Origin of the sequence: Amycolatopsis sp. FU40 (assembly GCF_021903635.1) — a bacterium.
Lineage (GTDB): Bacteria > Actinomycetota > Actinomycetes > Mycobacteriales > Pseudonocardiaceae > Amycolatopsis > Amycolatopsis dendrobii.
The window spans coordinates 8,937,730-8,949,566 of the sequence record NZ_CP091381.1 but is presented as its reverse complement, the minus strand read 5'-3'; the positions used below and the strand labels follow the sequence as shown (position 1 = coordinate 8,949,566).

Below are 11,837 nucleotides of genomic sequence, written 5' to 3'. Positions count from 1 at the left end.
GCCGCGAGTTCCCGGGACCGCCCAAACCGGGCACGCGCGGCGCGTCGCGGGGACGCCTGACACGATGGTCGCCATGCCACCGAGTGAGCCGTCTGCCGCCCACCCTGTCGCCGGGCTGGCCCGGGAAGTCGAAGAGTTCGTCGCGGCCGCGGGCTGGAACCAGCCGCCGCAGTTGTTCGCGCTGGTGCCGACCGCGGCACTGCTGGACGAACAGCCCGAACTGGCTGGTCAGCTCGACCGCGCGAACCCGCTGACCCCGGTGGCCCAGGAGGCGCTGCCGGACGGCGACCTCGCCGAATCGCTCGGCCGGATCGCGTGGCCGGACATCGTGGTCGGCTGCGCGCTGGCGCAGGAGATCATCGTGCTTCCGCCGGACGTGGAGGCCGAACTCGAAGGAATCGCCGAGGCGGACGCCGAAAGCCTCCGCCGCGCCGCCGCGGACCACCCGCGCCGCACCGAGGCCCGCCTGGTCGCGGCCGTCCTGCGCGAAGGCGACGCGGCTTGCGTGATGCGGCTGCGCGGCGTCCAGCCGGGCAACGAGGACGAGAACGCGGTCGACGAACTGGTGGAAAGCCCGGACCTCGCGCCGAATCTTGTCGACGCGTTGAAGACGACCCTGCAGCCCTGATTCACCGGCTGCCGCTTTGTCCGTGAAGGGGCCCTTGAAGGAGTCAGATTCCTTCGAGGGCCCCTTCACGGACTTAGCTTGAGCGCCCGTCAGCAGTGCGCCGTCGGGCGACCGGCCTTCAGGTTGTCCAACTGCTTGAGCGCGTCGTCGAGGTTGGCCACCTTGATGAGGTTGAGCCCTTCCGGCGCGGCCGATTTCGCCTCGGCGCAGTTGTGCTCGGGGACGAGGAAGTCGGTCGCGCCCGCTTCCTTCGCGCCGACGACCTTGAACGAGATCCCGCCGATCGGCCCGACCTGGCCGGTTTCGCTGATCTCGCCGGTGCCCGCGATGTGCCTGCCGCCCGCGAGGTCGCTGCCCGGCTTCCCGGGCGGAGTGAGCCGGTCGATGATCGCGAGGGTGAACATCAGCCCCGCCGACGGTCCGCCGACGTCCTGCAGCGAGATGTCGACGGAGAACGGCGCGACCGCGCGGTCGACGGCGGTCAGGCCGAGGAAGCCCTGGGTGCGGTCGTCGCGCTGGGCGAGGGTGACCGGCACGGTGCGTTCCGGCTGGCCGAGGTGCTGGAAGGTGACCTGGACGGTGTCGCCCGGCTTGGTGTTGGCGATCGAGGCGGCGACCTCGCCCGCCTCGCGCACCTGCTTGCCGTTGACCGCGATGAGCTTGTCGCCGGGGGCGAGGATGTGGTCGGCCGGGCTGCCGGACACGATCTGCTTCGCGACGACCTGCACCGGGTAGCCGAGGTGGCGCAGCGCGGCGACCTGCGCGTTGCTTTGCGAGTTCTGCAGCTGCTGGATGTTCTCCTGCTTGACCTGCTCGTTCGTCTCGCCCGGCTTGTAGTACTCCTCGCGCGGCGCGAGCGCGTAGCGGCCGCTGGCCCAGAGGCCGAGCGCGGTGAAGAGGTTGATGCCGTCGTTGAGCGAGACGGTGGTCATCCGCAGTTCGCCGCTGGTGCCGTAGGTCTGTTGCCCTTTGACCTGGATCACCGGATTGCCCGCGGCGTCGCGGCCGAGGGTGTCGTAGGTGGGCCCGGGGCTGATCGCGACATACGGCACCTGGACCAGGAACCCGGCCACGACGAACACCAGGAACAGCACGCCGCTGACCAGCATCGTCCATCCGCGGCGGGTCAGCCGCCGGTCGCTGCGGCCCGGCGCGCGCGACGGCTCGGCGCGGCGGGACTGGTTCGCGGTGTCCTCGTCCGGTTTTGTCACGAGCGACAGCGTACGGTGACTGTGTTCGCTTCCCGGTGAAGGCCACGGTTGACGCGCTGAGCCGGGTCGCACCCGCGTACGGTGGAGCTATGAGCAATCCCCCGTTCGGCTTCGGACCGCCCGATCCCGACAAGCGAGGCGACAACGACCCCTCGAACCCGGGCCAGCCCGGCGGAGCCGAGGCGTTCAACCAGCTCGGGCAGATGCTGAGCCAGCTGGGCCAGATGCTGAGCCAGGCGGGCTCGTCGAGCGGGCCGGTCAACTACGACCTGGCGAAGCAGATCGCACTCCAGAACCTGAGCGGACGGGACGACGCCAAGATCGGCTTCACGTCCGAGGGCGGCGACTCCGCCACTGCCGTGCGCGACGCCGCGCACCTGGCGGAACTGTGGCTCGACGCGGCGACGATCCTCCCCGCGGGCGCGACCTCGACGGTGTCGTGGTCCGCGCGCACCTGGGTCGAGAAGACGTTGCCGACCTGGCAGCGACTGTGCGATCCGGTGGCGCAGCAGGTGTCCGGCGCGTGGATGCAGGCGCTGCCCGAGGAAGCCAAGCAGGCAGCGGGTCCGTTGCTGTCGATGATGGGCCAGATGGGCGGCATGGCGTTCGGCTCCCAACTCGGCAACGCACTGGCGCAGCTCGCGCAGGAAGTGCTCACCTCGACCGAGGTCGGCCTGCCGCTCGGCGAGGCGACCACGTCGGCCTTGCTCCCGGCGAACATCGAGAAGTTCACTGAGGGTCTCGAGCTGCCCGCCAGCGAGGTGCTGGTGTTCCTGGCCGCGCGCGAGGCCGCGCACCAGCGCCTGTTCGCACACGTCCCGTGGCTGCGGCAGCGCCTGCTGGCGACGGTCGAGGAGTTCGCCCGCGGGATCACCGTCGACACCTCCGCGCTCGAATCGCTCGCCGGAAGCATCGACCCGGCGAACCCGGCGAGCATCGAGGAAGCGATGTCGTCGGGTCTGCTGGAACCGCAAACCACGCCCGAGCAGCAGGCGGCCCTGAAGCGCCTGGAAACCCTGCTGGCCCTGGTGGAAGGCTGGGTGGACGTAGTGGTGGCCGAGGCCATCGGCGACCGTCTCCCCGGCGCGGAGGCCCTGCGCGAAACGCTGCGCCGCCGCCGCGCGACCGGCGGCCCCGCCGAGCAGACTTTCGCGACCCTGGTGGGCCTCGAACTGCGCCCGCGCCGGATGCGCGCCGCGTCGTCCCTGTGGAAGCTCGTCGGAGACCGCCACGGCCTCGAAAAACGCGACGGCCTCTGGTCCCACCCCGACCTCATGCCGACCGCCGACGACCTGGACGAGCCCCTGGACTTCGCCGACCGGATGTCCGAACCAGCAGCTCTCGCGGCTGACCTGGACCCGATCGCGGAGCTGGAGCGCACGGAGAAGGCCGAGCGGGAGGCCCGCGAGGCTTTCGGTTCCGATGCCGGGTCTGCCTCTGACTCAGGCTCCGGCTCCGCCGACAAGAGTGAAGAGTCTCCGAAGGAGGAGGGGAAGAAGGACGACGAGGGGAACTCGTCGTCCTGAGGCTTCCTAGCCGCCTTACCTAGCAGCACTGCCGTTGAACGCGGACCGTCTCACCTGGTTGAGGCGGTCCGCGCGGCGTTTGTACCGCCGGTGTTCCGCGCTGGCCGCAACCTCCGCCTCGTGTTGCAGACTCCGTGACGCCGCCTAGTCGGATTCCGCCACGCCATCTCGCCACCGGTTCCGCCACGCCATCTGGCCGCGCCTCCCCACCCCGCCACCGGTTTCTTCACGCCGTCTGGTCGCGGGTCCTGCCACTCCGCCTCGCCACGGGTTCCGCCGCGCTGTCTCGCCGCGTGTTCCGCTGCCCGGTCCGGTCACGCGTTCTGCCACACCGTCAAGCACGCGATCCTCAGCCGCAGCCCAGCCGCCCCCCGCCCTCCAAGACCCAGCCACGCCTGACCATCGCCTCAGTCCTCCTCTGAAATCCCCCACCCGGCCGCCGCCGAAAGCCCCTCCAGATACCCGATCGCCCGTTCCGTCTTCGGATACCGGTTGACCAGCTCCCAGAACGCCGGGTCATGCCCCGGCTCCCGCAGGTGCGCCAGCTCGTGGACCAGCACGTAATCCAGCACCCATTGCGGCACCCGCTGGAGCCGGTCGCTGACCCGGATGGTGGCGTCCACCGGCGTGCACGACGCCCATCTGGTGCGCATCGGCGGCACCCACCGGACGCTGGCCGGCAATGCCTTCCCGTCCAGGTACTTCGCCCCGAGCAGCGCGCAGCGCGCCAGCAGCGCCGCATCCGACGCCTTGGGCGGCGTCGCCTTCCGTCCTCCCGAGCGCAGCAACCTGCGCTCCATCTCCGCGACCCAGTGTTTCTCTTCTTCGCGCGTCATCCGTGCCGGGATCTGGACGACCAGGGTGTCGTCATTCCAGTACGCAGTGACCGTCCGGTGCCGGCGCTGGCTGCGCCGCACCTCGACCTTGTGTTGAGAAGTGTCCGACGGGGCGTTCTCGCCCCTGCCTCTCAGGGAGGGCATCCGTGCTTCGACCACTCGACAACGGTAAGGCTCAGCACCGACAACTTGGAGCGCCGAAAGGTCACAGCCCTGACTTGTCCACAACAAGATTTCCCTGTGGACAACTCAGCTTCTCACCCACGAGTGGCGTTTCGGAGCTGCCAAGCTGACCGCATGACCCTGTCCAGTGTTCCGCCGCCGGACGTGCTCCTTCCGGCGTATCCGACGTTGCTTCCGGGCATCCACGTGCTCGAACGCGACGACAACGAGATCCAGTTCGGCCTCGACCGCCGCTACGGCATCATCGCCAACGGCCTGCCCCCGGCGATCGTCGACAGCGTCCGCAGGCTCGACGGACGGCGTGGGCTCGAGGACGTCCTGCTCGCTGTAGGCGAACACCGGGATCAGTTCCATCTGCTGCTGAAACAGCTGACCGCGCTCGGTCTGGTCACCGAAGCGGCGAAGAAGAACGTGAAACGGGTCGAAACCGGCTTGTGGTCGCTGCGTGCCCGGCACTATCAGCCAGCGCTCACGGATCGTCGCTGGCAGAGCCTCATCGCGGTCCACGGCAGCGGGCGGATCGCCGTGGCAGTCGCCGCGCTGCTCGCGACGTCCGGAGTCGGGCACCTCGACATCCGCGCGTCCGGCACGGTCGCCGAAGCCGATCTCGGCTCCGGGTTCACGACCGCTGAGCTGGGCCAGCCCAGGCAACGCGCGATCCGGAACGTCGTCGCCCGGATCTCGCCCGATGTCACCACCGCCCGCAACCAGCGCCGCCTCCCCGACCTCGTGATGCTCACCGACACCCTTGTCCCGCCGCCGGAGGAGGTGGCCGAACTGGCCGACTCGGCCACCACGCACCTGCCGGTCCGGGTTTGCGAGGGCACGGGCATCGTCGGGCCGCTCGTGGTGCCTGGCCGCAGCGCCTGCCTCCGCTGCTGCGACCTGCACCGGACGGATGCGGATCCGTCGTGGCCGAGGGTCGCGACGCAGCTGGTAGGCCGGGTGCCCAGGACTGATCTCGGTGCGGTGCACGCATGCGCGTCGCTCGCCGTCGCCCAAGCGATGCGGCTGCTCTCGCCGAGCGAAACCCCGCCACCGGCTTGGAACGCCACGCTCGAGATCGACAGCTTCGACGGAAAGCTCCACCGCCGCAGCTGGGAGCCGCACCCGGACTGCGGCTGCGGAGCGCCTGTTCCCGTCGAAGACGCTCCCGAAGCGGTGGAAAGGCCTTCCGAGGAGGTGCTGCAAGAGACGTAGGCCACACCTGGGTGCCGTCAGCGGGCTGCGGGCGTCGTGCTCGTCAAGGCAGAATCGCAGAGTGACCGACTTTCGCGACCGCACCGGAGACCGCGATTCCGCCATGCCGCGCCGCGGCGCTGCCCGTACCGCGAAGCTGGCGAGCCTTCCGCTCGGCATCGCCGGACGAGCGGTGGGCGGCTGGGGCAAGCGGCTGGCGGGGCAGAGCGCTGAGCAGGTGAGTGCAACGCTCTCGGCCAAGGCCGCTGAGCAGCTGTTCGAGGTGCTGGGCACGCTCAAGGGCGGCGCGATGAAGTTCGGGCAGGCACTGAGCGTGTTCGAGGCCGCGGTGCCGGACGACATGGCGCAGCCGTACCGGGAAGCGCTCACGAAGCTGCAGTCAGCTGCTCCGCCGATGCCGGCCAGGCAGACCCACCGCGTGCTCGCCGAGCAGCTGGGCCGGTCGTGGGTCGGACGGTTCGCGCACTTCGACGACGAGCCCGCCGCCGCGGCGAGCATCGGCCAGGTGCATCGCGCGACCTGGCACGACGGTCGCGAGGTCGCGGTCAAGGTCCAGTACCCGGGTGCGGACGAGGCGCTGCGCAGCGACCTGCGCCAGCTTCAGCGCTTCGGCAGGCTGTTCCAGGCTTTCGTCCCGGGCACCGACGTGAAACCGCTGCTCACGGAGCTGGCCGAGCGGATGGACGAGGAACTCGACTACCTCGCCGAAGCCGACAACCAGCGCGCGTTCGCGAAGGCGTTCGAAGGCGATCCCGAGTTCCTGATCCCGCGCGTCGTGGCGAGCGCGCCGAAGGTCGTGGTCAGCGAGTGGGCCACTGGCACGCCGCTGGCCAAGATCATCTCGGACGGCGACCCGGCCACCCGCAACCTGGCTGGGCGACTGCTCGCGGAGTTCCACTACTCGTCGCCGGCGCGCGCGCATCTGCTGCACTCCGACCCGCACCCCGGCAACTTCATGCTCACCAGCGACGGCAGGCTGTGCGTGATCGACTTCGGCGGCGTCGCGAAGCTGCCGCACGGAATTCCGCGTCATCTGGGCGAAATCACGCGACTCGCCCTGGACGGCCATTCCGACGAGCTGATGCGGCTGCTGCGCGAGAACCGTTTCGTCCGAGCGGACTCGTCCCTGGAAGCGGACGAAGTCCTGGCCTACCTCGCGCCGTTCACCGAGCCGCTGGCCGAGCCGACGTTCCACTTCACACGCCGCTGGATGCAACGACAGGCAGGGCGTGTCGGCGATTCGCGCAGCAACGACTTCCACGTCGGCCGCTCCCTGAACCTGCCGCCGGAGTACCTGATGATCCACCGGGTCACCGCGGGCTCGACGGGCATCCTGTGCCAGCTCGACGCCGAGATCCCCGCTCGCGGCATCGTGGAACGGTGGCAGCCCGGGTTCGCGGCCTGAGTTATCCACAAGACGGGGCGACCACACCGAGTTGTCCACAGATTGCGCAGGGTGGTTTCGCACAGTTGATCAAGGCGTCATTCTCGATGTATGACGACTACGACAAGCACTGACTCGCTCGCTTTCGGTGATCTCGTTTCCCACGGCGTACTCCACAGACGGCACCTGCGAGTCGCAGGAATTTCCGACCGAAGAGCCGCACAGCTCTCCGGCCCGGGCGGACCGTGGCGACAGGTCTACTCCGGCGTGTATCTCGTGCACGACAAACCCCCGAGCCGAGAAGAACTCCTGCACGCAGCCGTCGCCCGGTACGGACGCGGAACCATCATCACCGGCACGGATGCGTTGTGCGCACACGGAATCAGCCATCCGCGGACTCCGGAGATCCACCTTTTGGTGCCACACAACCGAAGGCCGTCCAACGAACCGAGCGTCATCACCTACCGCACCGCCCGGATGCCCAAGGCGATCCAGATCGACGGCCTGCCCTACACGAGCGCCGCCCGCGCCGCCCTCGACCTGGCCCGGCGCGAAAACGATCCGGACGAGATCGCAAGACTGGTCTCGCTGCCGCTGTATTGGGGCCTGGCCGACCGCGCCGAACTGACGACCGAACTGAACACCGGAAACCAGCGCGGTTCAGCCGCGGTACGCACTGTCCTGCGCAACCTCGACGACCAAGAAACCTTCGCGCACGGGCAAGCACTCCGGGTCCTCCAACGAACCCCGCTGCCCACCCCGCAATGGAACGTCGCGGTCTGCGACCGCCGCGGCCGCCGGCTCGGTACCGCCGACGCTTGGTGGGACGAGATCGGCCTTGCATGGCGCTACCGCACCGCAGCGGGCCCGGAAGACTTCAGCCACCTGGCGTTGGCCGCGACCGGCACCGTGCTGTTTCGGTGCACCCCACGCCAACTCCGGGAATCACCGGAGGAGATGAGCACAGAACTCCTCAACGCCTACCGCCACGCGACGCGCACGCCCCGTCCCAAAGTGCGCGCCGTCTACAAGACAGGAAATGCCGCATGACGCGAACTTGATGGAGATGCTTCTCCGAGCGGAACTCGGCTGGCACTAGTGCTCAATGCATCCGGACGGCCTCTGGCATGGCCGTGAGGTGCGGTTGAACCGTGCGCGTCCGTGGTTCGCCACCGTAGTTGACCAACTGCGGCGAGGTGCGTCGACGAAATCCGCCGCGAATTCCGTCTCGGCTCCTAGCAGTGGTCGTGTTTCTCCTTGGCCTGTCCGCAGTGTTCCCATAGCCGTTGTGGCGATCGGAGTCAGTCGCTGGCGTGGGCGGTGTTGTCCAGCCAGTGCTGGACGAGGGCGGTGTCGCCTTCGACGGTGACGCCGGCGGAAGCGCGGTCGGCGAGAGGGAGTCGTCGGGTCAAGAGCAACAGCAGTGATCGCGCCGGGCCGGTCACCGTCACGCCCGCCTCGCGGGTGACGGGCTGCCAGGCCGCCCCATCCGGACGCCGTTCGGCGAACCACGCGCCCGCGCCGTCGGCGACGTCGGTGGCGAGCCACTGCAGGGTCTGCCCGGTGCCCCGGAGGGCGTGTGCGGATGCGGGCCGCTGCATCTGCCAGGTGGGCGAGGTGAGCATGGTGAGGTGGTTGGTGATGAGTGCAGCGGCGATGTCGGCGTCGATGTCGGCTGGCCGGTCCGCGGCTTTGGCGGCGTCGAAACCGTGGACGACCGCCTCGTTGAGCATGCTGGACATCCAGAACTGCGTCCCCGATCTGGTGTCCCCCGAGGCGTTGAAGACCGGCGCGTCCAGCGCGCCGGGAGAACACGCGCTGGCGACTCGCTGTGCGGACTCCGACAGCCAGTCCTGCCAGTCACGGGAGTCGGCAGGCGGCGTGGCCATCTCGGTGGGCAATCGGGTGGGGTCGGTGATGCGCCGCTCGATGATCTCCGCGACCCAGTGCTGGGTCTGCCCGACGTGCGCGACCAGGTCAGAGACGCTCCACTTCGGGGCTGTCGGCACGGCGGCGCCGGGTCCGGCCGCGGCGGCCGCTTCCGCGAGGCGCCGGGTGTGCTCGACGATCGCGCGCCGGGTGCGTTCCGAGTCCAGCTCAGTCATGGGAGGTCCTTTGCGATAGCCGGTGATAGTTCCCTAGGCCCCCTGCGGGCGCCTTCGACTACGCGTCGAACGACGGTGACGGGAATCGACACGACTCGCAGAACTTTCCGAGTTTCAAGCTGACCGCGTCTTGGAGCGTCCCGGTGCCGTGGTCCGGAACACTCATCGCATCTGGTCGCGGGCCGGTCACCAGTACTCGTCGGGCAGCTTGCCTTCGATGTCCCGGACGTGGTTGCGCGCGCAGTCCGGGCAGAGCCAGCGCTGGTGGCCGTTTTCCTTGGTGCTCACCCAGGCCAGGGTCGCGAGCGGGTCGGTTTCGGTGGCACGTGCGCGGCCGCACCGTGAGCACGTGGGGTCGGGCGCGGTCATGGTCGGCGTCCGTGGTGCACGGTGCGGGCGCCGAGCAGGAAGAGGTCGCGGCGGTTGCCGAGGTAGTGGGCGCTGTCCGGGTCGAGCAAGGCAGCCAGCGTCGCGCGGTCTTCGTCCGACAGGTGGTCGGCACCGTGCGTTGCGAGACGGGAAAGGTGGTGGTGCACGTAGTCGGCGAGACCGTCCGGGCCAGGTGCGGGGTGGTCCACCAATGCGCTGAACGAGCTGACGTCGGCGAGTCCGGCGCGTTCGAGCGCGAGTGGCCAGCCGTAGGGCATCGGCACGGTTCCGTCGATGCCCGCGCGCATCCCGACGAACCATTCGGCCTGCGCGGCCTGCAACCGGTCCTCTAGACCGGGCCGTCCGAGTCCTAGATCCCAAGGGAGGCAAGAAAAAGACAACCCGCCCTCAGCCAGCGCGACGACGCCGCCAGTCCGCGCGACCGCGGTAAGCGAGCTGATCGCGGCCTGCTGATCCGGAAGGTGATGCACGACGCGTGATGCCCATACGAGATCCGCGGCGGGTAGCAAGTCGGGCAGGGAACCATCGGCTAGGTCGGCGACTACCGCGCGAACCTCGACTGTTTGCGCGATGCCATCAGTTGTCGGGGTGATGCCTTCGGCTGTTCGGGCGGTGCCGTCGGCAGCCCGGGCGTCGTCCTCGACTGCTGCGCGATTGCCGCCCGGTGGCTCGGCGCGGCTCTCGGGCGCGCGACCGTTGTGCGTCTGCGGTGAGCCGTCCGCACGGTTGGCCTGCGCGACATTGGCGGCGGCTCGTACGGCGCGTTCGGCCTCGCGGAGCAGTTCGGGGGTCGCGTCGACCAGGATGATCGTGCCGCCGGATTGAGCGGCCAGGGCTTGGGCGAAGTGGGTGCTCATCCCGCCTGCTCCGCAGCCAAGGTCGATCACCGTGGGGTTCGCCGGGAGCTTCGCCACCAGACGGGCGGCGATGGCGGAGTGGGCAGGAGCGTCGAAGGTATCGGCTGCGTGGAGGAGAACCAGCCGGTCAGCCCAGTCGATGTGGTCGTGCGTATGTCCGGACACGGACTCATTGAACACCTGTCCGCGGTTTCCGCACGAGAACGAGCCTGGACTGTCCCCCGACGGACCTTCCAGGCTCGTTTCAGCGAAGGGATCGGACGGAACCGGTCGCCTGATCACCCAGCGACTGGGTGATCAGGCGGCAAGAACCTGCGCCGGATCAACGTCCGGACGAACCGGTTCCCGCAGGCCAGGACTGGAGGCAATCCTGGCCTGCGGGGCACCTGGCTTCCGGAACAAAGCGGCCGGTCAGGGCAAGCAGCGGGGCCGAGACCCGGCGCCTGCCTGACCAAGGCCGTACCGCATTAGTTGGGTGGTTGGTACCGCTCCGCTCGGCTGGCCGCCCAGCGGGCTACCCGTGACCAGCGGCGCGCGGCTCGCGCCTGGCGCCACGGGCGTTGGGCTTCGTGTTCGGTTATCAGGTCGCGTATTCGCGCTCGGGACAGTTCTTCGTGAAGCAACATCTTCGTGGTCTCCTGAGACTTGTTCTGCTTGGGTTTCGGCTGAACGCGGACCGGTTTTCCGGTGCGGGCCTCGAAATCGCGCGTGGTGATGAGGTTGACGGTCATGCGGCTGCGCTCCGGGCTGCTGCGGCGGGTTCGAGGGCGGCGTTCTTGCGCGGACGGCCGCGGGGCCGCTTGCGCGCGATCACCGCACCGCGCTCGAAGATCTCCCCTCCCCAGACACCCCACGGCTCACGCCGGGCGAGTGCACCCGCGAGGCAGGCCTCGCGGACCGGGCAGCCGGCGCAGAACGCCTTGGCCCGCTCGAGTTCCGCGGGCGACTCGGCGAACCAGAGGTCCGCGTCGCGCGAGCGGCAGGGGAGTTCCGGCTCGGCGACCCCGTCGAGCAGGTCGCCGATGTCGAACCCTTCGGCTAAGGGGCCCTCGGCGAGGGCGATGGCGGATGACATTTCCGTGCTCCTTTGCGATGCGGTGGTGGTGTGGCGGTGGGCGATCGAACTGGACAACTTGTTCCTTCTTGTTGTGCAGCCAAAAAAACACGAAGGCCGCGGATCCGGTTACCGGTTCCGCGGCCTTCGTGAGCCTTGAGTCCTGACGTCAGGTCAGGAACTTCGCTCCCGTATCGACAACGGAACACGGAACTGCTTGATGGTCGGCAGATCGACATCAACCTGCGGGTACGCGGCAACAACGGCGGCGCTCGCGAGAGTGATGCCGGCCGGGGCCCCGTTGCGCTCGATGCGACGCAATCCGTCGATGTGACGACGCGTTCCGTCGATGTGCGCGAACGTGGACACACCGGTGCCCTGGCGCGGGGCGTCAACGGTCATGCAGAGAGACAGACCGGTGCCAGGGTTCGTTTGCATCAGATTGCTGATCATTTCACCGGCA

Annotated in this window: 13 protein-coding genes; 5 read left to right on the top strand and 8 right to left on the bottom strand. The window is 69.0% G+C overall.

Annotation, left to right across the window (positions count from 1 at the left end; translation table 11 throughout):
* Positions 1 to 73 precede the first annotated feature (73 nt).
* Positions 74 to 628: a PPA1309 family protein gene (locus L3Q65_RS42445; protein ID WP_182895336.1), complete on the top strand. Its 555-nt coding sequence runs from the start codon at positions 74 to 76 to the stop codon at positions 626 to 628.
* Positions 629 to 717: 89 nt separating this feature from the next.
* On the opposite strand, the gene L3Q65_RS42440 is transcribed toward L3Q65_RS42445, so the two are convergent.
* Positions 718 to 1,737, bottom strand: coding sequence for a PDZ domain-containing protein (locus tag L3Q65_RS42440; RefSeq protein WP_182895400.1), 1,020 nt, complete (start codon positions 1,735 to 1,737; stop codon positions 718 to 720).
* A 191-nt stretch (positions 1,738 to 1,928) separates the two neighbouring features.
* Here L3Q65_RS42440 and L3Q65_RS42435 point away from each other — a divergent pair, with 191 nt between their 5' ends.
* Positions 1,929 to 3,365 (top strand): zinc-dependent metalloprotease, encoded by a 1,437-nt coding sequence (locus L3Q65_RS42435; protein WP_237598138.1) that lies wholly within the window; start codon positions 1,929 to 1,931, stop codon positions 3,363 to 3,365.
* 407 nt (positions 3,366 to 3,772) lie between these two features.
* On the opposite strand, the gene L3Q65_RS42430 is transcribed toward L3Q65_RS42435, so the two are convergent.
* The gene (locus tag L3Q65_RS42430) at positions 3,773 to 4,282 is read right to left on the bottom strand and encodes a M48 family metallopeptidase (RefSeq protein ID WP_237598137.1); all 510 of its coding nucleotides are present in this window, start codon (positions 4,280 to 4,282) and stop codon (positions 3,773 to 3,775) included.
* 216 nt (positions 4,283 to 4,498) lie between these two features.
* Between L3Q65_RS42430 and L3Q65_RS42425 the strand changes: the two genes are divergently transcribed.
* From L3Q65_RS42425 to L3Q65_RS42415, 3 genes are all read left to right on the top strand, one after another.
* Complete coding sequence (locus tag L3Q65_RS42425; RefSeq protein WP_182895338.1) at positions 4,499 to 5,584, top strand: ThiF family adenylyltransferase; 1,086 nt, start codon at positions 4,499 to 4,501, stop codon at positions 5,582 to 5,584.
* A 103-nt stretch (positions 5,585 to 5,687) separates the two neighbouring features.
* Entirely contained in the window at positions 5,688 to 6,989 is a 1,302-nt protein-coding gene (locus tag L3Q65_RS42420; protein ID WP_370648240.1) for an ABC1 kinase family protein, read from the top strand.
* 90 nt (positions 6,990 to 7,079) lie between these two features.
* The gene (locus tag L3Q65_RS42415; protein ID WP_182895340.1) at positions 7,080 to 8,018 is read left to right on the top strand and encodes a hypothetical protein; all 939 of its coding nucleotides are present in this window, start codon (positions 7,080 to 7,082) and stop codon (positions 8,016 to 8,018) included.
* A 251-nt stretch (positions 8,019 to 8,269) separates the two neighbouring features.
* Here L3Q65_RS42415 and L3Q65_RS42410 read toward each other — a convergent pair whose 3' ends face one another.
* The 6 genes from L3Q65_RS42410 to L3Q65_RS42385 all read right to left on the bottom strand — a co-directional run bounded on the left by L3Q65_RS42410 (position 8,270) and on the right by L3Q65_RS42385 (position 11,827).
* On the bottom strand, positions 8,270 to 9,073 hold the full coding sequence (locus L3Q65_RS42410; RefSeq protein ID WP_237598135.1) for a maleylpyruvate isomerase family mycothiol-dependent enzyme: 804 nt from the start codon (positions 9,071 to 9,073) through the stop codon (positions 8,270 to 8,272).
* A 186-nt stretch (positions 9,074 to 9,259) separates the two neighbouring features.
* Positions 9,260 to 9,442, bottom strand: coding sequence for a hypothetical protein (locus L3Q65_RS42405; protein WP_182895342.1), 183 nt, complete (start codon positions 9,440 to 9,442; stop codon positions 9,260 to 9,262).
* Positions 9,439 to 10,485, bottom strand: a complete 1,047-nt coding sequence (locus L3Q65_RS42400) for a class I SAM-dependent methyltransferase (protein ID WP_182895343.1) — start codon at positions 10,483 to 10,485, stop codon at positions 9,439 to 9,441. The genes L3Q65_RS42405 and L3Q65_RS42400 overlap by 4 nt, the downstream gene beginning before the upstream one ends.
* Positions 10,486 to 10,787: 302 nt before the next feature.
* Positions 10,788 to 11,051: a hypothetical protein gene (locus L3Q65_RS42395; RefSeq protein WP_237598134.1), complete on the bottom strand. Its 264-nt coding sequence runs from the start codon at positions 11,049 to 11,051 to the stop codon at positions 10,788 to 10,790.
* On the bottom strand, positions 11,048 to 11,395 hold the full coding sequence (locus L3Q65_RS42390) for a WhiB family transcriptional regulator (protein WP_067592977.1): 348 nt from the start codon (positions 11,393 to 11,395) through the stop codon (positions 11,048 to 11,050). Before L3Q65_RS42390 ends, L3Q65_RS42395 begins: the two co-directional genes overlap by 4 nt.
* A 153-nt stretch (positions 11,396 to 11,548) precedes the next feature.
* Positions 11,549 to 11,827, bottom strand: coding sequence for a hypothetical protein (locus L3Q65_RS42385; protein ID WP_182895344.1), 279 nt, complete (start codon positions 11,825 to 11,827; stop codon positions 11,549 to 11,551).
* Positions 11,828 to 11,837: the final 10 nt, after the last annotated feature.

What these genes read in the sequence shown, in the direction of transcription:
- L3Q65_RS42445 (WP_182895336.1), top strand. Translation starts at nt 74, where the DNA reads ATGCCACCGAGTGAGCCGTCTGCCGCCCACCCTGTCGCCGGGCTGGCC.
- L3Q65_RS42440 (WP_182895400.1), bottom strand. Translation starts at nt 1,737, where the DNA reads ATGCTGGTCAGCGGCGTGCTGTTCCTGGTGTTCGTCGTGGCCGGGTTC.
- L3Q65_RS42435 (WP_237598138.1), top strand. Translation starts at nt 1,929, where the DNA reads ATGAGCAATCCCCCGTTCGGCTTCGGACCGCCCGATCCCGACAAGCGA.
- L3Q65_RS42425 (WP_182895338.1), top strand. Translation starts at nt 4,499, where the DNA reads ATGACCCTGTCCAGTGTTCCGCCGCCGGACGTGCTCCTTCCGGCGTAT.
- L3Q65_RS42420 (WP_370648240.1), top strand. Translation starts at nt 5,688, where the DNA reads ATGCCGCGCCGCGGCGCTGCCCGTACCGCGAAGCTGGCGAGCCTTCCG.
- L3Q65_RS42415 (WP_182895340.1), top strand. Translation starts at nt 7,080, where the DNA reads ATGACGACTACGACAAGCACTGACTCGCTCGCTTTCGGTGATCTCGTT.
- L3Q65_RS42410 (WP_237598135.1), bottom strand. Translation starts at nt 9,073, where the DNA reads ATGACTGAGCTGGACTCGGAACGCACCCGGCGCGCGATCGTCGAGCAC.
- L3Q65_RS42405 (WP_182895342.1), bottom strand. Translation starts at nt 9,442, where the DNA reads ATGACCGCGCCCGACCCCACGTGCTCACGGTGCGGCCGCGCACGTGCC.
- L3Q65_RS42395 (WP_237598134.1), bottom strand. Translation starts at nt 11,051, where the DNA reads ATGACCGTCAACCTCATCACCACGCGCGATTTCGAGGCCCGCACCGGA.
- L3Q65_RS42390 (WP_067592977.1), bottom strand. Translation starts at nt 11,395, where the DNA reads ATGTCATCCGCCATCGCCCTCGCCGAGGGCCCCTTAGCCGAAGGGTTC.
- L3Q65_RS42385 (WP_182895344.1), bottom strand. Translation starts at nt 11,827, where the DNA reads ATGATCAGCAATCTGATGCAAACGAACCCTGGCACCGGTCTGTCTCTC.